At 51.3% G+C, this 22,006-nt stretch carries 21 protein-coding genes; 17 read left to right on the top strand and 4 right to left on the bottom strand.

Translation table 11 applies throughout. The features are described 5' to 3' along the window. Positions 1 to 19: 19 nt before the first annotated feature. The 10 genes from nuoG (at position 20) to ACO0LK_RS13825 (ending at position 11,009) form a co-directional block, all read left to right on the top strand. Entirely contained in the window at positions 20 to 2,326 is a 2,307-nt protein-coding gene (gene nuoG / locus ACO0LK_RS13870; protein WP_422975970.1) for an NADH-quinone oxidoreductase subunit NuoG, read from the top strand. Further along, complete coding sequence (nuoH, locus tag ACO0LK_RS13865) at positions 2,326 to 3,390, top strand: NADH-quinone oxidoreductase subunit NuoH (protein WP_222619426.1); 1,065 nt, start codon at positions 2,326 to 2,328, stop codon at positions 3,388 to 3,390. Before nuoG ends, nuoH begins: the two co-directional genes overlap by 1 nt. Positions 3,391 to 3,402: 12 nt before the next feature. Then, a complete protein-coding gene (gene nuoI / locus ACO0LK_RS13860) occupies positions 3,403 to 3,891 on the top strand; it encodes an NADH-quinone oxidoreductase subunit NuoI (RefSeq protein WP_422975968.1) in 489 nt (162 codons plus the stop codon). Positions 3,892 to 3,907: 16 nt separating this feature from the next. Beyond that, positions 3,908 to 4,555 carry an NADH-quinone oxidoreductase subunit J gene (locus ACO0LK_RS13855; protein ID WP_422976254.1) on the top strand — a complete coding sequence of 216 codons (648 nt, stop codon included), beginning with the start codon at positions 3,908 to 3,910 and terminating at the stop codon, positions 4,553 to 4,555. After that, positions 4,556 to 4,870 (top strand): NADH-quinone oxidoreductase subunit NuoK, encoded by a 315-nt coding sequence (gene nuoK, locus ACO0LK_RS13850; protein WP_162041807.1) that lies wholly within the window; start codon positions 4,556 to 4,558, stop codon positions 4,868 to 4,870. Positions 4,871 to 4,957: 87 nt separating this feature from the next. Further along, positions 4,958 to 7,060: an NADH-quinone oxidoreductase subunit L gene (nuoL, locus tag ACO0LK_RS13845; RefSeq protein ID WP_422975966.1), complete on the top strand. Its 2,103-nt coding sequence runs from the start codon at positions 4,958 to 4,960 to the stop codon at positions 7,058 to 7,060. Positions 7,061 to 7,086: 26 nt separating this feature from the next. Continuing rightward, a complete protein-coding gene (locus tag ACO0LK_RS13840) occupies positions 7,087 to 8,580 on the top strand; it encodes an NADH-quinone oxidoreductase subunit M (protein WP_422975964.1) in 1,494 nt (497 codons plus the stop codon). A 71-nt stretch (positions 8,581 to 8,651) separates the two neighbouring features. Further along, positions 8,652 to 10,136, top strand: a complete 1,485-nt coding sequence (nuoN, locus tag ACO0LK_RS13835) for an NADH-quinone oxidoreductase subunit NuoN (protein WP_422975962.1) — start codon at positions 8,652 to 8,654, stop codon at positions 10,134 to 10,136. 2 nt (positions 10,137 to 10,138) lie between these two features. Then, entirely contained in the window at positions 10,139 to 10,450 is a 312-nt protein-coding gene (locus ACO0LK_RS13830) for a DUF2818 family protein (protein ID WP_186949051.1), read from the top strand. Continuing rightward, positions 10,443 to 11,009, top strand: coding sequence for an NUDIX domain-containing protein (locus ACO0LK_RS13825; RefSeq protein ID WP_422975959.1), 567 nt, complete (start codon positions 10,443 to 10,445; stop codon positions 11,007 to 11,009). The genes ACO0LK_RS13830 and ACO0LK_RS13825 overlap by 8 nt, the downstream gene beginning before the upstream one ends. Before the next feature lie 216 nt (positions 11,010 to 11,225). On the opposite strand, the gene ACO0LK_RS13820 is transcribed toward ACO0LK_RS13825, so the two are convergent. Further along, positions 11,226 to 12,848, bottom strand: coding sequence for an electron transfer flavoprotein-ubiquinone oxidoreductase (locus ACO0LK_RS13820; RefSeq protein WP_422976252.1), 1,623 nt, complete (start codon positions 12,846 to 12,848; stop codon positions 11,226 to 11,228). Positions 12,849 to 13,354: 506 nt separating this feature from the next. On the opposite strand from ACO0LK_RS13820, the gene ACO0LK_RS13815 reads away from it, so the two are divergent. Together ACO0LK_RS13815 and ACO0LK_RS13810 are read left to right on the top strand one after the other, a co-directional pair. Continuing rightward, a complete protein-coding gene (locus tag ACO0LK_RS13815) occupies positions 13,355 to 14,131 on the top strand; it encodes an SDR family oxidoreductase (RefSeq protein ID WP_422975957.1) in 777 nt (258 codons plus the stop codon). Continuing rightward, a complete protein-coding gene (locus ACO0LK_RS13810) occupies positions 14,128 to 14,574 on the top strand; it encodes an acyl-CoA thioesterase (RefSeq protein ID WP_422975955.1) in 447 nt (148 codons plus the stop codon). The genes ACO0LK_RS13815 and ACO0LK_RS13810 overlap by 4 nt, the downstream gene beginning before the upstream one ends. A gap of 44 nt (positions 14,575 to 14,618) precedes the next feature. Here the strand turns inward: ACO0LK_RS13810 and ACO0LK_RS13805 are convergent, their stop codons facing one another. Beyond that, the gene (locus ACO0LK_RS13805; RefSeq protein ID WP_422975953.1) at positions 14,619 to 15,179 is read right to left on the bottom strand and encodes a LuxR C-terminal-related transcriptional regulator; all 561 of its coding nucleotides are present in this window, start codon (positions 15,177 to 15,179) and stop codon (positions 14,619 to 14,621) included. Positions 15,180 to 15,349: 170 nt separating this feature from the next. On the opposite strand from ACO0LK_RS13805, the gene ACO0LK_RS13800 reads away from it, so the two are divergent. Then, on the top strand, positions 15,350 to 16,051 hold the full coding sequence (locus ACO0LK_RS13800; protein ID WP_186949055.1) for a CoA transferase subunit A: 702 nt from the start codon (positions 15,350 to 15,352) through the stop codon (positions 16,049 to 16,051). 19 nt (positions 16,052 to 16,070) lie between these two features. Beyond that, positions 16,071 to 16,712: a CoA transferase subunit B gene (locus ACO0LK_RS13795; RefSeq protein WP_422975951.1), complete on the top strand. Its 642-nt coding sequence runs from the start codon at positions 16,071 to 16,073 to the stop codon at positions 16,710 to 16,712. A 99-nt stretch (positions 16,713 to 16,811) separates the two neighbouring features. On the opposite strand, the gene ACO0LK_RS13790 is transcribed toward ACO0LK_RS13795, so the two are convergent. Then, on the bottom strand, positions 16,812 to 17,261 hold the full coding sequence (locus ACO0LK_RS13790) for a DUF3617 domain-containing protein (protein ID WP_422975949.1): 450 nt from the start codon (positions 17,259 to 17,261) through the stop codon (positions 16,812 to 16,814). Between the two features lie 198 nt (positions 17,262 to 17,459). Then, on the bottom strand, positions 17,460 to 18,254 hold the full coding sequence (locus tag ACO0LK_RS13785) for a 3-hydroxybutyrate dehydrogenase (protein WP_422975947.1): 795 nt from the start codon (positions 18,252 to 18,254) through the stop codon (positions 17,460 to 17,462). Positions 18,255 to 18,521: 267 nt separating this feature from the next. Here ACO0LK_RS13785 and ACO0LK_RS13780 point away from each other — a divergent pair, with 267 nt between their 5' ends. Genes ACO0LK_RS13780 through ACO0LK_RS13770 form a run of 3 tightly spaced genes read left to right on the top strand, consistent with a single transcriptional unit; the run spans position 18,522 to position 21,993 of the window. After that, the gene (locus ACO0LK_RS13780; RefSeq protein WP_422975945.1) at positions 18,522 to 19,391 is read left to right on the top strand and encodes an alpha/beta fold hydrolase; all 870 of its coding nucleotides are present in this window, start codon (positions 18,522 to 18,524) and stop codon (positions 19,389 to 19,391) included. Positions 19,392 to 19,399: 8 nt separating this feature from the next. Continuing rightward, entirely contained in the window at positions 19,400 to 19,750 is a 351-nt protein-coding gene (locus ACO0LK_RS13775; protein WP_422975943.1) for a RidA family protein, read from the top strand. A 5-nt stretch (positions 19,751 to 19,755) separates the two neighbouring features. Beyond that, the gene (locus ACO0LK_RS13770; RefSeq protein ID WP_422975941.1) at positions 19,756 to 21,993 is read left to right on the top strand and encodes a RelA/SpoT family protein; all 2,238 of its coding nucleotides are present in this window, start codon (positions 19,756 to 19,758) and stop codon (positions 21,991 to 21,993) included. Positions 21,994 to 22,006 lie beyond the last annotated feature (13 nt).

Below are 22,006 nucleotides of genomic sequence, written 5' to 3'. Positions count from 1 at the left end.
AGCACACTTAGAGTAGACCATGGTTGAAATCGAAATAGACGGCAAAAAAGTCGAAGTCCAAGAGGGCAGTATGGTGATGGACGCTGCCAATAAGCTTGGCACCTACATCCCGCACTTTTGCTATCACAAAAAATTATCTATTGCGGCCAACTGCCGCATGTGTCTGGTCGAGGTTGAAAAAGCACCGAAGCCTTTGCCTGCCTGCGCCACACCAGTGACTGCAGGCATGATCGTGCGTTCTTCCAGCGACAAGGCAGTAAAAGCACAAAAAGCGGTGATGGAATTTTTGCTCATCAATCACCCGCTGGATTGCCCTATCTGTGATCAGGGTGGTGAATGTCAGTTGCAGGATCTGGCTGTCGGTTACGGCGGCACGGCATCCCGTTACGAAGAAGAAAAACGCGTGGTGTTCCACAAGGATGTCGGTCCACTGGTATCCATGGAAGAAATGAGCCGTTGCATACATTGCACACGCTGCGTACGTTTCGGCCAGGAAATCGCTGGCGTCATGGAACTGGGCATGCTCAACCGTGGCGAACATTCCGAAATCACGTCCTTCGTCGGTAAAACGGTTGATTCCGAATTGTCTGGCAATATGATCGACCTGTGTCCGGTTGGCGCATTGACATCCAAACCTTTCCGTTATTCTGCCCGTACCTGGGAATTGTCCCGCCGTAAATCGGTGAGTGCCCATGATGGCCTGGGTTCCAACCTGATTGTTCAGGTCAAGAACAACAAGGTCATGCGCGTAGTACCGCTGGAAAACGAAGAAATCAATGAATGCTGGATTTCTGATAAAGACCGTTTCTCTTACGAAGCACTGAACAGCGCAGAACGTCTGACCAAGCCCATGATCAAGCAGGGCGGGTTATGGCAGGAAACTGACTGGCAGACAGCACTGGAATATGTTGCGCACGGCTTGCGTAACGTCAAGCATGAACATGGTGCTGATGCCATCGCCGGTGTTGCTGCACCAAGTGCCACACTGGAAGAACTGACCCTGTTGCAACGCGTTATCCGTGGCCTGGGTTCTGACAATATTGATTTCCGTCTGCGTCAGTCTGACTTCACTTTGAATTCTGCCGTCAAACCTTGGCTGGGTACCAGCATCGCCAGGTTTGCTCAGTTGAAAAATGTATTCGTGATTGGTTCTTTCCTGCGTAAAGACCATCCTTTGCTGGCGGCCCGCCTGCGTCAATCGGTAAAAATGGGTGCCAAGCTCAGCATCTTGCATGCAACGGATGATGAATTGCTCATTAAGCTGGCCAACAATGCAGTCGTTGCACCTTCACAGTGGACTGCTTTCCTGGCTGAAGTTGCGGTAGCCGTGGCAGCAAAGAAAGAAATCGCCAAACCAGCCAGTCTGGAAGCGGTGCAGGCATCTGCAAAAGCAGAAGCGATTGCGGCGAGTCTGGTGGCTGGCAATGCAGGCGTATTCCTGGGTAATACAGCGTCTTACCATCCAGAAGCATCGCAATTGCACGCACTGGCACAATGGATAGCAGAAAATGCTGGCAGTGAATTTGGTTACCTGACAGAAGCAGCCAACACCGTTGGTGGTTATCTGGCAAACGCCATTCCGGCCAACAATGCCAAGCCAGTATTTACTGAAGCTAAAAAAGCCTACATCGTATTGCATGCCGAGCCTTTGCTTGACAGTGCACATCCGGTACAAGCCAAGGCAGCGCTGGATCAGGCTGAAATGGTCGTCGTCATGTCACCATTCATGCACGGTGCTGAATATGCAGACGTATTGCTGCCAGTTTCTCCATTCACCGAAACTGCCGGTACCTTCGTCAGTTGTGAAGGTCGTGCACAAAGCTTCCACGGTGTGGTCAAGCCACTGGGCGATACCCGCCCGGCGTGGAAAGTCTTGCGTGTACTGGGCAATTTGCTGGGTCTGGAAAACTTTGATTTTGAAACCGCAGAAGCAGTGCGTGCGACAGTGTTCACAGAAACAGACCTGAGCTTGCAACTGAATAATCTGGCCAAAATCGCCCCCACAGTTTCTTCCAGTGCCAGTGTTGGTCTGGAACGGATCGCTGATGTCGGTATCTATAGTACCGATGCCATCGTACGTCGTGCAGAATCCCTGCAACTGACTGCCGATGCGCGTGCGCCGCAAGCATGGATCAGTCAGGCCGAAGCTGGCAAACAGGGCATTGTCGAAGGCGATATGGTAAGACTAAGCAAAACAGGTTCTACCCTGATCCCTGTTGGAATAGATAAATCCCTGCCTGATAATGTAGTCAGGATTGCTGCTGGTCATACTTTGACAAGCAATCTGGACGGCATGTTCGGTGCTATCAAACTGGAGCGTGCATAATGAATTTGCTGCTCTCTATCCATGAATTGGGTCAGCACTATCTTGGCGCATTGTGGATGCCCCTGTGGACACTGGTCAAGATCGTCTGTATCACCTTGCCGGTGATGGGTTGCGTGGCTTACCTGACCTTGTGGGAACGCAAGATGATAGGCTGGATGCATATCCGTCTTGGCCCGAATCGCGTTGGCCCGGCAGGTTTGCTGCAGCCTATTGCTGATGCGCTGAAACTGCTGCTGAAAGAAATCGTCATCCCGGCCAAGGCGAATAAAGTCTTGTTCGTACTGGCACCTATCATGACCATCATGCCAGCGCTGGCAGCCTGGTCGGTGATTCCTTTCGGCCCGGAAACCGTGTTGGCGAACGTCAATGCCGGTCTGTTGCTGATCATGGCTATCACCTCGATGGAGGTCTACGGCATCATCATTGCCGGTTGGGCATCCAACTCCAAGTATGCTTTCCTGGGTGCCATGCGTGCATCTGCACAGATGGTGTCGTATGAAATCGCCATGGGCTTTGTACTGGTTATCGTACTGATGGTGTCCGGCAGTTTGAATATGACTGATATTGTCAATGCGCAGACCAAGGGTTTTGCGGCCAGCCACGGTTTCAACCTGTTCTCCTGGAACTGGCTGCCACTGCTGCCCATGTTTGTGGTGTATGTGATTTCCGGTATTGCTGAAACCAACCGTCATCCGTTTGACGTGGTCGAAGGTGAATCCGAGATCGTTGCCGGCCACATGGTTGAATATTCGGGCATGTCGTTCGCGATGTTCTTCCTGGCTGAATACGCCAACATGATTTTGATTTCTGCGATGGCGTCCCTGATGTTCCTTGGCGGCTGGTCAGCACCATTCAGTTTCCTGGATTTCATCCCGGGCTGGATCTGGCTTGGCATCAAGACATTCTTTGTGGTTTCGCTGTTCATCTGGGCACGTGCTTCTTTCCCGCGGTATCGCTATGACCAGATCATGCGTCTGGGCTGGAAAGTATTTATCCCGTTGACCCTGGTGTATCTGGTGATCGTCGCAGCATGGATACAAACTCCATGGAATATTTGGAAGTAAGAGGCTAAAAAAATGGAAGCAATCAAGGATTTTTTTGGCAGCCTGATGCTGCGCGAGCTGATCAAGGGCCTGGCCCTGACCGGTCGCTATATGTTTGCCCGCAAGATCACGGTGCAATTTCCGGAAGAAAAGACACCGCAATCTCCACGTTTCCGTGGTCTGCATGCCTTGCGCCGTTACCCGAATGGGGAAGAGCGCTGCATCGCCTGTAAATTGTGTGAAGCAGTGTGCCCGGCCATGGCGATCACGATCGAATCTGATCAGCGCGCTGATGGCAGCCGTCGTACTACCCGTTATGACATCGATCTGACCAAGTGTATCTTCTGCGGTTTCTGCGAAGAATCCTGCCCGGTCGATTCGATTGTGGAAACCCATGTACTGGAATACCACGGTGAAAAACGCGGCGATCTGTATTTCACCAAAGAGATGCTGCTGGCCGTAGGTGATCGTTACGAGACACAAATTGCAGCAGCGCGTAGCGCTGATGCCGCATACCGCTAACTGGACCTGGTTCGATATGGAATTTACTACCGTTTTATTTTATGTTTTCTCAGCGATCATGATAGTCGCTGCGATTCAGGTCATTTCTGCGCGCAATCCTGTGCATGCCGCCTTGTTTTTGGTTCTGACCTTCTTCAACGCTGCCGGTATCTGGATGTTGTTGAAGGCCGAGTTCCTGGCGATTGTGCTGGTGCTGGTATATGTCGGTGCGGTCATGGTGCTGTTCCTGTTTGTCGTGATGATGCTCGACATCAATCTGGACAAGCTCAGGGAAGGGTTCTGGAGTCATTTCCCGTTGGCAGCCGCTGTTGGCGGTATCATCGTGCTGGAAATGGCCGCCGTTTTGTGGCGCGGTTTTTTGCGTCCGGACAATCATGTACCTGCCTTGTCCGACAAAATCGGCAATACCAAGTACCTGGGTATAGAAATTTTCACGCATTATCAGTTTGCCTTTGAGGTAGCAGCAGCGATCTTGTTGCTGGCGATTGTGGCAGCTGTTGCCCTGACTTTGCGTCGCCGCAAAGACAGCAAATACTTTGATCCGGCAGCTGCGGTAAAAGTGAAGGCCAAGGACCGTATCCGTATCGTCAGCATGAAGGCCGAATCTGATCGTGCAGACAGCAACGCAGCCGCTGCGGCAGCGACCGTAAAGCAGGAGGTTTAAATGGCTTTGACTTTGAGTTTGACGCACTACCTGATATTGGGCGCAATCCTGTTTGCGATTTCCATCGTCGGTATTTTCCTCAATCGTAAAAACATCATTGTGTTGTTGATGGCGATCGAGTTGATGTTGTTGGCAGTGAATATTAATTTCATCGCTTTTTCTCATTATTTGGGTGATGCCGCTGGTCAGGTATTCGTCTTCTTCATATTGACCGTGGCCGCCGCTGAATCTGCGATTGGTCTGGCAATACTGGTTGTGTTGTTCCGTAATCTGGACACGATCAATGTCGAAGACCTGGATGCATTAAAAGGTTAACAAGGATAATGCTGCGGGCTGTTGCATAGCGACAGTCCGGCATACGCTGGCGATTTAAGAAAAGTAATAAGCTAACAAAGGGTCATCATGGCGGGGCAACTTAACCCACAATTATTATTGGCAGTACCTCTGGCGCCTCTGGCAGGGTCTGCTATCGCAGGTTTGCTAGGAACGAAGTTTTTTGGCAATGTGGTCGGACGAAAAGTGTCGCATACCGCGACCATACTGGGCGTGCTGATTGCCTTCGTCATTTCTTGCATGACTTTGTCTGCCGTGATGGATGGCGCTACTTATAACGCCACCCTGTATCAATGGATGAATGTTGGTGGCCTGAAGCTGGAAGTCGGCTTTATGGTTGACAGCCTGACGGCCATGATGATGTGCGTCGTGACCTTTGTGTCGCTGATGGTACATATCTATACCATTGGCTATATGGCTGAAGACGAAGGTTACAATCGTTTCTTCTCATACATCTCGCTGTTCACCTTTTCGATGTTGATGCTGGTCATGAGCAACAACTTCCTGCAATTGTTCTTTGGCTGGGAAGCTGTGGGTCTGGTGTCTTATCTGCTGATCGGTTTCTGGTACACCAAGCCAACCGCGATTTACGCCAACATGAAAGCCTTCCTGGTTAACCGCGTAGGTGACTTTGGCTTCATCCTCGGTATCGGTTTGCTGGTGGCAAATGCTGGTTCCATGAACTATGTTGAAGTGTTCGCAAAGAAGAATGAATTGGCAGCCATGCTGTTGCCACATACTGACTGGATGCTGATCACGGTTGCCTGTATCTGCCTGTTTATCGGTGCTATGGGTAAATCTGCGCAATTCCCGCTGCATGTATGGTTGCCTGATTCGATGGAAGGTCCGACACCGATTTCTGCACTGATTCACGCGGCAACCATGGTGACGGCCGGTATCTTCATGGTATCGCGCATGTCACCACTGTTTGAATTGTCTGATACCGCCTTGTCGTTCATCATGGTGATCGGTTCGATTACGGCCTTGTTCATGGGTTTCCTGGGGATTATCCAGAACGACATCAAGCGCGTGGTGGCGTATTCGACGCTGTCGCAGCTTGGTTACATGACCGTGGCGCTGGGTGCATCTGCCTATTCGGTAGCGGTATTCCATTTGATGACGCACGCCTTCTTTAAAGCATTGCTGTTCCTGGCGGCAGGTTCCGTGATCATCGGTATGCATCATGACCAGGACATCCGTAATATGGGTGGTTTGCGTAAATACATGCCAATTACCTGGATTACTTCCTTGCTGGGTTCGTTGGCACTGATTGGCACGCCGTTCTTTTCTGGCTTTTATTCCAAGGACAGCATTATTGAAGCCGTGCAGGCGAGTCATTTGCCAGGCGCAGGCTTTGCCCAGTTTGCCGTGCTGGCAGGTGTGTTTGTGACTGCCTTCTATTCTTTCCGCATGTATTTCCTGGTCTTCCACGGCAAGGAAAACTTTGGCCATGCCCATGATGATCATCATGCTCACGACGCACATGCAAAAGATGCACATGCGAAGGATACCCATAGCCATGATGCACACGCAGATGATGCGCATGATGACCACGATGCGCACCACCATGGACTGGCACCAGGACAAAAACCGCATGAATCACCACTGGTAGTGTGGTTGCCGCTGGTTTTGCTGGCAATACCTTCGGTGATCATTGGCTTCTTCTCTATCGAGCCCATGTTGTTTGGCAAATTCTTTGACAATGTTATTTTCGTCAATGAAGCCCACCATGCGATGGAAGAACTCAGGCATGAGTTCCATTCCCCATTCGCCATGGCCCTGCATGCCTTGATGACGCCACCATTCTGGCTGGCGCTGGCTGGTGTCGTGACTTCCTATGTGTTCTACATGGTCAAGCCTGCGATTCCTGCTGCAATCAAGGAAAAGGCAAGTGCCATTTATACGCTGCTGGACAACAAGTACTACATGGATCGTTTCAACGAGATCGTATTTGCTGGCGGCGCACGCTTGCTGGGTGGCGGTTTGTGGAATATCGGTGACAAGGGCCTGATTGATGGCCTGGTGGTGAACGGCAGCGCGAAACTGGTTGGCTGGTTCTCCAAAGTGATACGCCAGTTGCAAAGTGGTTATATCTATCACTACGCGTTTGTAATGATACTCGGCGTAATGGCATTCCTGGCTTACACAGTGCTGTTCCCCTTCGCTAAATAAGTGACCACGGCTATAAAAATATAATCATGATGCAGTCAACTTCTACTCTACTTAGCCTCGCGATCTGGTGTCCGATTGCGTTCGGCATTTTCGTCCTCGCATTTGGTCGCGACAATAATCCTGGCCTGGTGCGCGGTGTTTCTCTTATCGGCTCCCTGGTCAGTTTTCTGGTCACGATTCCACTGATCAAGAATTTTGACAATGCTGCGCACGGCATGCAGTTTGTCGAAAAGTTTTCATGGATAGAACGCTTCAACATTTTTTACTCACTGGGTATAGATGGTATTTCTTTGTGGCTCATACCTTTGACGGCATTTATCACTGTCATCGTGGTCATCGCTGCATGGGAAGTAGTTGAGAAGCAGGTCGCCCAATACATGGGTGCCTTCCTGATATTGTCCGGTTTGATGATAGGTGTGTTCTGCGCGACAGATGGCATGCTGTTCTATGTGTTCTTCGAAGCGACGCTGATCCCGATGTACATTATCGTCGGTGTCTGGGGTGGCCCGAATCGCGTGTATGCGGCCTTCAAGTTCTTCCTGTACACCTTGCTGGGTTCCTTGCTGACGCTGGTTGCCATTATTTATCTGTACCTGAAAGCCGGTCATTCTTTCGACATCCTGGTATGGCATAAACTGCCGTTGCCTCTGACGACACAGATCATGATTTTCTGTGCCTTCCTGATGGCATTTGCTGTCAAGGTGCCAATGTGGCCAGTGCATACCTGGTTGCCAGATGCCCACGTTGAAGCACCTACCGGTGGTTCCGTAGTACTGGCAGCGATCATGTTGAAACTGGGTGCCTACGGTTTCCTGCGTTTTTCTTTGCCTATCGCGCCGGATGCCAGCCATTACATGGCCGGTTTCATGATTACGCTGTCGCTGACCGCCGTTATTTATATCGGTCTGGTGGCTTTGGTGCAAAAGGACATGAAAAAGCTGGTGGCGTATTCTTCGATTGCACACATGGGCTTTGTGACGCTCGGTTTCTTCATGTTCAATGACATGTCGGTGCAGGGCGCTATCGTACAGATGATTTCCCACGGCTTTATCTCCGGCGCGATGTTCCTGTGTATCGGCGTACTGTATGACCGCGTACATTCCCGCGAAATCGCCGACTACGGTGGCGTCGTCAACAAAATGCCCAAGTTTGCTGCCTTGTTCGTGCTGTTTTCCATGGCTAACTGCGGTTTGCCGGCAACATCCGGTTTCGTTGGTGAATTCATGGTGATTCTGGGTGCAGTCCAGTTCAATTTCTGGATAGGCATGCTGGCAGCAACGGCACTTATTTTTGGCGCAGCCTATTCGCTGTGGATGGTAAAACGTGTGATTTTCGGCAACATCACGAATGAACATGTGGCACACCTGACCGATATCAACAAACGTGAATTTTTCATGCTGGGTGTGCTGGCCATTGCGGTACTGGTAATGGGTCTGTACCCGGCGCCATTTACAGATGCAATGCAGGTCTCGGTAACTGATCTGTTGAAACATGTGGCAGTGTCAAAAGTGATGCCTTGATAGAGGATATGGATGCGCGAGCCACGTACTGAGAGCAGTTCTCACGTGGCGGCAGATCAATGCTTGTAAAAATGAATAATATGAACCTGATACCACTTTATCCTGAAATCTTTTTGCTATCGGCGATTTGCGTCATATTGCTGATAGATATGTTTCTGGCAGATAACAAGCGCAATGTCACTTATGTGCTGAGCTTGTTGAGCCTGGCCGTGTGTGGTGCCTTGACTGCGGCCAATTCTGATACGGTGATGTCGGTGTACGTCAGTAACAACATGTTTGTTTCTGACCCTATGTCCAATTTGCTGAAACTGTTCTCTTACCTGGCAGTGGGCGTCACGCTGATTTATTCACGTCAGTACGTGAGTGACCGTGGCATGACCAATACCCATCTGGGTGGTGAGTATTATGTATTGGCACTGTTCGCCCTGCTGGGTCAGATGGTGATGATTTCCGGTAACAACTTCCTCGTTATTTACCTGGGCCTGGAATTGATGTCCCTGTCGTTGTATGCACTGGTTGCCTTGCGTCGTGACCACACGGTATCGACTGAAGCCGCGATGAAGTATTTCATCCTTGGCGCGCTGGCATCCGGTTTCATGCTGTACGGTATTTCCATGCTGTACGGTGCGACCGGCTCTTTGCAATTGAGCGAAGTGGTCAAGGTAGCGGCGACGGCAACTGCCAATAAAACAATCCTGGTGTTTGGTATCGTGTTCCTGGTCGCTGGTCTGGCGTTCAAACTCGGTGTGGTTCCTTTCCATATGTGGGTACCTGACGTGTATCAGGGTGCACCGACAGCTGTTACCCTGTTGCTGGGTGGCGCACCTAAACTGGCAGCGTTTGCGATTACCTTCCGTTTGCTGGTAGAAGGGCTGTTCCCGCTAGCGGTGGATTGGCAGCAGATGCTGGTGGTACTGGCAGTGTTATCGATGGCCTTAGGTAACCTGACCGCGATCGCACAGACCAATCTGAAACGTATGCTGGCGTACTCTACCATTTCACAAATGGGCTTCATGTTGCTGGGCCTGTTGTCTGGTGTTGCCAATGGTAATGCTGATCTGGCGGTTGATGCCTACAGTGCATCCATGTTCTACAGCATTACCTATGTGCTGACGACATTGGGTACCTTCGGTGTCATCATGCTGCTGGCACGTACTGGTTTTGAAGCAGAAAATCTGGAAGACCTGAAAGGTCTGAACAAGCGTAATCCATGGTTTGCGCTGGTCATGCTGTTGCTGATGTTCTCGCTGGCAGGTATTCCACCTATGATGGGTTTCTATGCCAAGCTGTCGGTATTGCAGGCAGTATTGTCTACAGGCCAGTTGTGGCTGGCACTGGTTGCCGTACTGTTCTCGCTGATCGGTACTTTCTACTACCTGCGCGTCGTCAAACTCATGTATTTTGATGAACCGCTGGATAATAGCCCTATCGTTGTCAGCACTGACATGCGCGTCATCCTGAGTATTAATGGCCTGGCGGTATTGGTCATGGGCCTGTTGCCAGGTTCCCTGATGTCGGCATGTGCCAACGCTATTTCGAATACGCTTAAGTATTAACAGTGGGTAATTCTGCATCAGTCTGGCTGGTGATCGTATTGGCAGTTCTGGCTGCCAATACGCCGTTTGTCAATGAGCGCTGTTTTGCAGTGATCAGCCTTAAATGGTTTGCTGTTGCCAAGCCTTTATGGGCACGTCTGCTGGAATTGATTGTCCTGTATTTTTGTCTCGGCTTTATTGCGCATGCGCTGGAGTCAGGTGCAGGCAATCCTTTCCCTCAGGGCTGGGAATTTTATGCCATTAACGGCTGTCTATTCCTGGTGCTGGCTTTCCCCGGTTTTGTCTATCGTTACCTGAAACGCAAACATGACTGAAAAAGTCACCAGCAAACTGAATCTGCAAGAAACCCGGCTCAGTACAGAGCTGGTATATGCGGGCAGTTTTCTCAAGGTCGACAAAGATGTGGTGTCCCTGCCTGATGGCCAGACTGCAACCAGAGAATACATACGCCATCCAGGTGCAGTAGTTATTATTCCCTTGTTTGATGATGGCCGTATCTTGCTGGAAAAGCAGTTCCGCTATCCACTGGATCGTATTTTCATCGAGTTCCCCGCCGGTAAGATTGATCCCGGTGAAGACCCGCTGATCTGTGCCCAGCGCGAGCTGCGCGAAGAGACAGGCTATACCGCGACAGACTGGTCCTTCGTCTGTACCATACACAATGCCATCGCGTATTCTGACGAGCACCTGGACATCTACCTGGCCAAAGGCCTGACAGCAGGCAAGGCAGCACTGGATGAAGAAGAATTCCTGGAAGTCTTCACCGCGACATTGCCAGAGATGCTGAACTGGATCAAATCCGGCCATATCACCGACGTAAAAACCATCATTGGTACATTCTGGCTGGAGAAAATCCTGGCCGGCAAGTGGTGATTGCAGATCAGAGCCACAAAAAATATTGAAAACAAAAAAGCCGCTGATCAGCGGCTTTTTCGCATTAGAACTTCATTGCAAACAGCAGTGTCCAAGAAGGCCTGAGTAAGCGTAGCGAGCGACGCAAGTTTGAGTTAAGAAGCGCAGTCGTACGAACGTACGACGAGCATCGCTGGCTCAAAATTGCGTTGCGCAGTAGCTTAATCAGGCCTTCGGCTACATGTTTGGATAATTGGGTCCCCCCCCACCTTCAGGCGTCACCCAGACGATGTTCTGAGTCGGGTCCTTGATATCACAGGTCTTGCAATGCACGCAGTTTTGCGCGTTGATTTGCAGGCGGTCTGCACCAGCTTCGGTTTTCACGAATTCATACACACCTGCCGGGCAATAGCGCGCCTCTGGTCCGGCGAATTTTGCCAGATTGACCGATACGGGTACATCGGCATTCTTCAAGGTCAGATGGATAGGCTGGTCTTCCGCATGGTTGGTATTAGAAATGAATACCGATGACAGCCGGTCAAAGGTCAATTTGCCGTCTGGCTTGGGGTAGACAATAGGTGTAAATTCCGAAGCAGGGCGCAGGCATTCGTGATCAGCCTTGTTATGACGCAACGTCCAGGGTGCCTTGCCGCGCAATACCACCTGATCCAGCCACACCAGCGGTGAGCCATATGTACCGCGCTTGAGCAAAGGTTTGACGTTGCGGGCAGTGTACAACTCTTCATGCAGCCAGGATTGTTCAAACGCAGTTGAATAGCTGCTCAGTTCATCATGCTGACGGTTGGCAGATACCGCTTCAAAGGCTGCTGTTGCAGCCAGCATGCCGGTCTTAATTGCAGCATGGCTACCTTTGATACGGCTCATGTTCAGGAAGCCGGCATCGCAGCCTATCAATGCACCACCCGGGAACACCAGTTTAGGCAGGGATTGCAAGCCACCGGCAGTGATTGCCCGTGCACCATAAGACACGCGCTTGCCACCTTCAAAGAAAGTGCGGATAGAAGGGTGGGTCTTGAAGCGCTGGAATTCTTCGTAAGGAGACAGGTAAGGGTTTTCGTAGGCCAGGCCGACGACATAACCAACCGCCACCAGATTGTCTTCCAGATGGTAAAGGAAAGAACCACTGTACTGATCCATCAAAGGCCAGCCTGTGGTATGTACGACCAGACCCGGTTGATGTTGTTTGGGATCGATTTCCCACAACTCCTTGATGCCTATGCCATAGGATTGCGGGTCTTTACCTTTGTTCAAGTCGTATTTGGCGATGACCTGTTTGCCAAGATGGCCGCGTGCGCCTTCCGCAAACAGGGTGTATTTCGCGTGTAATTCCATGCCTAGCTGGAAAGAGGAGCTTGGTTGACCATGGCGGTCCACGCCCATATTGCCTGTAGCCACACCTTTAACTGAGCCGTCGTCGTTATACAAAACTTCTGCCGCAGCAAAACCGGGGAAGACTTCCACGCCCAGTGCCTCGGCCTGCTGACCCAGCCAGCGCGTTACATTGGCCAGCGAAACGATGTAGTTGCCATGATTTTCAAAACAGGCTGGCAGCATCCAGTTAGGGGTGCGGTAGGCTTTGGTCTCAGTCAGGACCAGGACGCGGTCTTCGGTAACTGCTGTATTCAGCGGCGCACCCATTTCCTTCCAGTTGGGAAAGAGTTCAGTCAGCGCCTTGGGATCCATGACGGCACCTGACAGGATGTGTGCACCCGGTTCTCCACCTTTTTCCAGCACGCAGACTGATACTTCCGTACCTTTTTCGGCAGCCAGTTGCTTCAGCTTGATGGCCGCCGACAAACCAGCAGGGCCACCACCGACGACGACGACATCATATTCCATTGCGTCGCGAGGACCGTACTGTTCAAGTATGCTTTGTGTCATGGCTATTTTCACTTTCTGAAGATTTTCGAACGAGCGTGCTTATTTGTTTTCAGCATGTTATCTGCTGTAGATGTATTTCGCAAGCGAGGGTGTACTCCAAAAATTGCTCTTAGAACCTGTTTGCGATCTTACTGCGCGAGCGCAATCGGAGTCTGCGCGGGGCTCATGTGCTGCTCAAAATGCTCATGTACTTGAGTACATTCCGCTTTTTGCGCTGCACTTGGTTACCCTGACCCCGCTGACGCTCGCTCGCTACAGATCGTAAACAGGTTCTTATTGGCGCACGAAATACACCGGATTATCGCAGAGCCAACTTTGGGATGCATCAAGATCATGTGAAATGGCAGGAAAATTTCTGTAAAAATCTTTAACTAATTCAAATCCATACAACACAAGCATAATCTCTATGTCATCATAGAGTCTTATAGATTAGTGAATTTATTCCAAATATTGCGGAGAATCAGATGGGCATAGAAGTCAATTTTGAAGGCAAAATAGCGTTGATAACTGGCGCTTCCAGCGGTCTTGGTGCACGGTTTGCCAAAATTCTGGCACAGGCTGGTGCGCAGGTCGTGCTGGCATCGCGCCGTATAGACAGGCTGAAAGAATTGCGTGCAGAAATCGAATCCGAAGGCGGTGCCGCCCATGTGGTGGCACTGGATGTGACCGACTATGGCAGTATCAAATCAGCGATTGCCCATGCCGAGACAGAGGCCGGTCCGATTGATATCCTGATCAATAATTCGGGTGTGTCGACTACGCAACGTCTGGTCGATGTAACACCGGATGACTATGCCTATGTTATGGACACCAACCAGCGCGGTGCTTTTTTCGTGGCACAGGAAGCTGCCAAGCGCATGATCGCCCGTCACAAGGGTGATCCTAAAAAACAGCACCGCATCATCAATATTGCCTCGGTCGCAGGTTTGCGGGTATTGCCACAGATAGGCATTTACTGCATGAGCAAGGCGGCAGTCGTGCACATGACCAAGGCCATGGCAGTAGAGTGGGGCAAGTATGGCATCAATGTGAATGCGATTTGTCCGGGTTATATTTCTACAGAAATCAATTCAGACTATTTTGCGACCGAAGCTGGCCAGAAACTGGTCGATATGCTGCCAAGAAAACGCGTAGGCACACCAGAGGATCTGGATGGCCTGCTGCTTTTGCTGGCGGCGGAAGAATCACGCTTCCTGAATGGTGCCATCGTCACTGCCGATGATGGCATGAGCGTGCAATGATAGAGAACAAGGTAACGGAAAAGAAGCTGGTCTATACCGTCACCATTCCCATACGCTGGGGAGATATGGATGCCATGGGCCACGTCAACAATACCGTGTACTTTCGCTACATGGAGCAGGCGCGTATAGAGTGGCTGAGCATGATGGGCTGTCTGCCTGATGAAGAAGGCAATGGCCCCGTCATCGTGAATGCCTATTGCACCTTCAAGAAGCCGCTGAAATATCCTGACCAGGTTGAAGTCTGTACCTATATCGGTGCAGCAGGGCGCAGCAGTTTTGAAACCATGCAGGAAATGCGCTCGGTCGGTGACGGCTACGCCCTGTATGCAGAAGGTGGTGCCAAGGTAGTGTGGGTAGCGGCAGAGACTGGCAAGTCCGTCAGTCTGCCGGAATCAATCAAGCAGAAACTGAGTGAAATCAAGGTGGCAAAACGCAAAAAATGAGATGGGCAGCGTTATTGTGCGCAGCCTGTTTCAGGTGCACTGGTTCAGCGCATGATGCCCAGCAGCTTGTGTACCAGCTCACTGGATGTTGCTGAATTGAACTTGCGCATCAGTTTTGCCCTGTGCATTTCTACTGTCCGTGGGCTGAGGTCAATCTGGCGTGCAATCAACTTGCTGGTTTTGCCCTCTACCAGCAAGGCTGCAATTTCACGTTCACGCGGAGTCAGTTCGGCAGTCACCGGGCGTTTGGCGCTAAGATCTTCAAAAGTCCAGATACCGGCGGCGTGTGGGTTGTCCTTGTTCAAGCCCCGTCCTGATACATGACACCAGAACAGTTCCTGATTGGCGCGTTTCATGATGCGTTCATCCGAGTAATAGCCTCTGGCATTCATGATGGGGGTAATACGGGCACCGGTACGCTCAAATTCGTCAGGGCTGGGGTACAGTACCAGGAAAGACTGGCCCAGCAATTCGTCGTTCTGATAGCCAAACATTTTCGCCAGATCATTGTTGCACGCATGAATGATACGATTCTGCGACACGCACATACCGACAGGCGCATGTTGAAATATGGATTCAAAATCTATGGGCTGTACAACATTCATTTCCACGATCCGCTGACAGGGTTGTAGTAAAGGCGTATTTTTACGGTATTGCGCAGTATAACGCAGCATCATATCCTGTAAGGCTAATGAATGGTATTGCTGTTTATGGCGTGTTGCGGACAGCCATTTGATAAAAGAAAAACTGACTTAATACTTGGAGAGAGGACATTATGGACAAAGTTTATCCTGACGCTGCCAGCGCGCTGGCAGGTGTGATCAAGGACGGTCAGACCATCGCCGTAGGCGGTTTTGGCCTGTGTGGCATACCCGAGGCACTGATCGCTGCCTTGCGTGATTCTGGCGTCAAGGAACTGACCGCCATTTCGAATAATGCCGGTGTGGATGGCTTTGGTCTGGGGCAGTTGTTGACCACCCGCCAGATCAAGAAAATGATTTCATCCTATGTCGGTGAAAACAAGGAATTTGAACGCCAGTACCTGGCCGGTGAGCTGGAACTGGAATTTACCCCGCAAGGTACGCTGGCAGAAAAGCTGCGTGCCGGTGGTGCCGGTATCCCGGCCTTCTTCACCAAAACCGGTGTCGGCACCATTGTGGCCGATGGCAAGGAAATCCGTGAATTTGATGGTCAAAAATACGTGATGGAACGTGCGCTGGTATCCGACGTGTCTCTGGTTAAAGCCTGGAAGGCTGACAAGGCGGGTAATCTGGTGTATCGCAAGACTGCGCGCAATTTCAATCCCAATGTAGCGATGGCAGGCAAGATCACAGTGGCAGAGGTCGAAGTGCTGGTCGAAATCGGTGAACTGGATCCGGATGAAGTCCACACACCGGGTATTTTCGTACAGCGCATCGTCGTTAATGCCAATCCGGAAAAACGTATAGAACAGCGTACCGTACGCCCTTCGAAATAAACACAGCAGGAGACAAGACATGGCATGGAATCGTGATGAAATGGCTGCACGTGCAGCACAGGAATTGCAAGACGGTTTTTACGTCAATCTGGGTATAGGTTTGCCGACCATGGTCGCCAACCATGTACCCGAAGGCATGGAAGTCTGGTTGCAGTCCGAAAACGGCTTGCTGGGCATAGGCCCTTTCCCGACTGAAGAAGAAGTAGACCCCGACATGATCAATGCTGGCAAGCAGACGGTAACGACCTTGCCTGGTTCATCGATATTCAGCTCGGCTGATTCTTTCGCCATGATACGTGGCGGCAAGATCAACCTGGCCATCCTGGGGGCGATGCAGGTCAGCGAACATGGTGACCTGGCCAACTGGATGATTCCGGGAAAAATGGTCAAGGGCATGGGCGGTGCGATGGATCTGGTGGCTGGTGTGGGCCGCGTCGTGGTATTGATGGAGCATGTTGCCAAGGGTGACGCTCACAAGATTTTGAAAGCCTGCAATCTGCCTTTGACCGGTGTCGCCGTAGTCAATCGCATCATTACTGACCTGGGGGTGATTGATGTTACCCCTGCTGGTTTGAAACTGGTAGAACTGGCAACGGGTGTCAGCAAGGAAGAAATCATTGCTAAAACCGAAGCTGCACTGGATGTCAGTGCCATAGCCTGAACCCGTGTCGGTGTCTGGCTGTAAAAGACAGCACCCCTGAAACAAAAAGCCGATGTCAGACACATCGGCTTTTTGTTTGTATGCAGCATGGCTGCGAATTTATTTTTTCTGCGGCATGACAGGCGGTTTGACATCGCCACAATCACTGCCTACCCACTTGCCCGTGGTTTCCATATGTTGCGAAACCGGTTGGCCGTGGGAGACTCCCTTAAAATCATAAACGGAAGTCAGACTGTCCGGTGTAAAGCTGCCTTTCACATTACCGGTGCCCTTCATTTCCGGCATGTCACAGACGATTTCTGATGAATAGCTATTGCCAGAACGAGAAAAATTCTTGTTCTGGCATTGCTGTTCACGACCACCTGAAGGCGGTTTGTCCTGGTCCACCATTTCTTTGGTAAAGCAGACTTTGTGTAACATGGCACCATTTTTCATGTCGGGCATTTTAATACCCATCTGCTTCATTTTTTCCAGCTGTTCAGGCGGGATTTTAGGCATGGCTTTCATGGCATCTGACTTCATCGTCATTTCCCACAGGCCGGGTTTCATTTTGTCTGCAGCAAGGCAGCTAGCGCTTGTGATGAGAAGGGCAGAAATGCCTGCCAGGCGTACAAAAACGTGCATGAGGGGCTCCCGTTCCGAAAGTGTTATCGCACTATACATCCGAAAAAAAGGTGGTGAAAGCAAAAAATACAAGCTGTCGCATCTTTGCCCCTACGCATACTGGCCAACTACCGGGCCGTGGAATTATTGTGCGACCCAGCCACCATCCATATTCCAGGCAACGCCGCGTATCTGCTGGCCAGCTTCACTGCAGAAGAACACGGCCAATGCACCCAGTTGTTCTGGCGTTACAAATTCACCGGAAGGCTGTTTTTCTGCCAGCAGGCGTTTTTTTGCCGTGTCATTGTCCACGCCTTCTTTGGCTGCACGGTCATCCACCTGTTTTTGTACCAGGGGCGTCAATACCCAGCCTGGGCAGATGGCATTGCAGGTAATGCCGGTTTGTGCAGTTTCCAGCGCCGTCGTTTTGGTAAACCCGATCAGGCCATGCTTGGCTGCAACATACGCCGATTTTTGCGCTGATGCCACCAGCCCATGTACCGATGCCAGATTGATGATGCGACCCCAGTTTTTTTGCTTCATGTAAGGCAGTGCCAGGCGTGTGGTGTGAAAACTGGATGTCAGGTTGATGGCGATGATGGCATCCCATTTTTCTACCGGGAAGTCTTCAATATTGGCTACATACTGGATGCCGGCATTGTTGACCAGGATGTCCACACCACCGAATTTGCTGGCGGCAAACTGCATCATGGCTTCTATCTCGCCAGCCTTGCTCATGTCGGCATTGTGATAGGCTGTCTGCACACCAAACTCGGTTTCGACCGCGGTTTGCAGGGCCTGGATTTCCTTGATGTCGCCAAAACCGTTGAAAACGATATTTGCCCCTTCTGCGGCCAGTGAACGGGCAATCCCCAGTCCTATGCCGGAAGTGGAACCAGTTACCAGAGCGGTTTTGCCTTTAAGTGACAATGTATGCATGCGGACTCCTAAAGTATAAGTAGGGATATAGATGGCTGAGAGTGAAGCAATTCTGGGCAAAATACCGGACAAAATACCGGACAAGCTAATTCCAAAAAATCATCTTTGTCACGAATAGTTTGTGTTACCAGTGGTAAGTACAAGCTATATTTTGTTAAAAAAACATGCCTTTGCACAGTTAACAATGATTTTAAGCGTAACGAACGGTAAAATGGAGGCCATCTTCGATAGTAAAAATACTGTTAATACAGTTCACAGGAATAAATCATGCAGGCAAGACGCAAATCAGTGCAATGTATCTCGCCTACCGGCTTGCACACCATGTCCTACAAAGAGTGGGGCGATCCGCAGAATTCCAGAGTATTAGTTTGCGTGCACGGCGTGACCCGTGTCGCCGATGACTTTGATTCCCTGGCCGCCGAATTGTGCCAGCATTACCGGGTAGTGTGCCCGGACGTGGTCGGGCGCGGCTATTCCGGCCATCTGCGCAACCCCATGCATTACCAGATTCCGCAATACGTCAGTGATATGGTGACCCTGCTGGCAAAGCTGGATGCGGAAACGGTACACTGGTTTGGTACCTCCATGGGGGGGCTGATAGGCATGAGTCTGGCGAGCCTGCCGGATAACCCGGTCAGCAAACTGATTCTAAACGATGTGGGGCCGGTGTTGAATCCTGATGCTCTGGCCAGGATAGGTGATTACATAGGCCAGGACGTGCGCTTTGCGACATTTGAAGAAGCGCAAACCTATATCAAGGCCATATCCATTTCTTTTGGCCCGCATACACCAGAACAGTGGGAAAAGCTGGCACGGGATGTGCTGCGTCAAAATGAACAGGGACAATGGGTGCGACACTACGACCTCGGCCTGGCACAACCGATCAAGGCCAGCACGCCGGAAATGGCTGCCATTGCCCAGACTATGCTGTGGGCAGCGTATGATGCAATACAATGCCCGACTTTGCTGGTGCGTGGTAGCGAATCGGATTTGCTGACAGCCGAGTCAGCCGCTGCCATGACACAGCGCGGCCCGCGAGCAAAGCTGGTGGAATTTCCGGGAGTAGGACATGCGCCGACGTTTGTGCAGGCGGATCAGATTGCCGTTGCTGTTGATTTTTTGTTGAACCAGGTTTGAGTATAAAAATGAGTATCCAGAGATTTCATGTAGGTCCGCGTTTGTCAGAAACTGCCGTCTTCAATCGTGTCGTCTATCTTGCTGGCCAGGTGCCGGATGATGCCACGCAGGGAATAGCAGGCCAGACTGAACAAGTGCTGGCCCACGTAGACCGTTTGCTGGCAGAAGCCGGCAGCGACAAGACACGTATTTTGAGTTGCCAGATATTTTTGTCCGACATTGCACTGATTACGGCCATGAACCAGGTGTGGGATAACTGGGTAGCCAAAGGCAATTCACCGCCACGCGCGACGGTGGAGGCCAAGCTGGCAAAGCCCGAATGGCTGATCGAGATTGTCGTCACCGCAGCACAGAAATAATTCATATGGTATCAATTTCGACCACAGCTTCCGAAGCAGCGCTGCTCGAAGGTTTGTCAGATGCAGATGCAGAGCGGGTCATCGCCGCGCTGGAATATGTCACGCCCCTGTATGCGAATAAATGCGTAGTGACAGAGCAGAATGCCTTGCAGTTTGTCAGTGGGGTGGTAGCCACGCTGGCGATGCTGCGTACCGACGTTGATACCCGCATTGCTGCCATTCTGTTTGAATTGCCGGAACTGAATCCGATTGCCGCCGAACAGATAGAAATTCGCTTCGGCAAGGAAATTGCCGACCTGGTGACGGGCATTCGCCGCCTCATGAAATTGCGCGAAGCCGCCCTGACCCAGCATGATGTCGGGCGTGGCAAGGACGCCGCAGAAAAAGCCGCCACCCAGATGGAAACCCTGCGCAAGATGGTGCTGGCCATGGCTACCGATATGCGCGTCGTTCTGGTACGTCTGGCATCGCGCGTGACTACCCTGCGTTATTTTGCTGAATGCAAACGCGAAGATGGCGCCGCCCAGCAATACGCCAGCGAAACCATGGATTTGTATGCGCCACTGGCGAATCGTCTCGGTGTCTGGCAATTGAAGTGGGAACTGGAAGACCTGTCTTTCCGTTTTCTTGAGCCGCAGCAGTACAAGCGTATTGCCAAAATGCTGGAAGAAAAGCGACTGGAGCGCGAAAGCTTTGTCGTCAATGCCATCGCCAGGCTGAACAAGGAGTTGCAGGCAACGGGCGTCAAGGCCGAAGTCACGGGACGCCCCAAGCATATTTACAGCATCTGGAAAAAGATGAAAGGCAAGTCCGTTGATTTTGACGAACTGTATGACGTCCGTGCTTTTCGCGTGATCGTCGATGACATCAAGGATTGCTATACCGTTCTGGGCATCGTCCACAATGCCTGGACGCCGATACCCAAAGAATTTGACGATTATATTTCGCGCCCCAAACCGAATGGCTACAAGTCCTTGCACACAGTCGTGGTAGTGGAAGATGGCCGGCCGCTGGAAGTGCAGATACGTACCCGCGAAATGCATCAGTTTGCCGAATACGGCGTGGCCGCCCACTGGCGCTACAAGGAGTCGGGCGGCTCGAATTTTTCTGCGCAGGAATATGATGAAAAAATTGCCTGGCTCAGGCAATTGCTGGCCTGGAAAACCGATGTTGCCGACGTGGTCGTCGAGCATGAACAATTGCAACGTGAATGGGTGGAAAAACTCAAGGCCGCCAGCCTGGATGACCGGATCTATGTCTTGACACCGCAGGCCAGGGTCATCGAATTGCCATGCAATTCCACCCCGGTGGATTTTGCCTATCACCTACATACGGATGTCGGGCACCGCTGTCGGGGTGCACGGGTCGATAATGTCATGGTGCCATTGAATACGCCCTTGAAGAATGGTCAGACGGTAGAAATCATTACCCTGAAAGTTGGCTCGCCACAGACAGGCCCTTCGCGTGACTGGCTGACTTCTGAATATTCTGCCAGCACGCGTACACGCACCAAGATTCGCGCCTGGTTCAATGCCATCGATCAGGAAGAAACCCTGTCTTCAGGCCGTGCCCTGGTTGAAAAGACCTTGCAGCGCGAAGGCAAGACAGCAGTCAATCTGGAAGAGCTGGCGCGCAAGCTGGGCTTCGCGGACGTCAATGAGCTGTTTTTGTCGGTTGGTAAAGATGAATTCAGTCTGCGCCAGATCGAAACCGTCTTGCGTGAAAATGTCGTCGAGGTAGAACCGGACGAAGCCAGTTTTACCAACAAGAGCCGTGCATCCAGCGTGACGCAGGGCGCCAAATCTGGCGTGCTGGTGGTGGGTACTGAAGGTTTGATGACGCAACTGGCGCGCTGCTGCAAGCCAGCACCGCCGGACGATATCGTCGGCTTTGTGACGCGTGGCAAAGGTATTTCCATCCACCGCCTGAGTTGCAAGAATTTTGCAGAAATGCGCAACAAGGCGCCCGAACGGGTGATCCAGACCACCTGGGGTGAGCATGGCAAAGACACGGTATATCCCGTTGATATCTTCGTGCTGGCACAAGATCGACAGGGTTTGCTGCGTGATATTTCCGAAGTATTTTCCCGCGAAAAAATCAATGTGATAGGCGTTAATACCCAGAGCGCCAAGTCACAGGCCAGGATGTCATTCACGGTTGAAATCGGCGGCACCACCCAGTTGCAAAAAGCGCTGACGGTGTTGCATGAAGTCAGCGGTGTGCTGGAAGTGCGAAGGAATTAAAGCATATGCTGGA

Source organism: Undibacterium sp. Ji49W, assembly GCF_049340205.1.
GTDB lineage: Bacteria > Pseudomonadota > Gammaproteobacteria > Burkholderiales > Burkholderiaceae_D > Undibacterium.
This window is presented reverse-complemented; position numbering and strand designations above follow the sequence as displayed.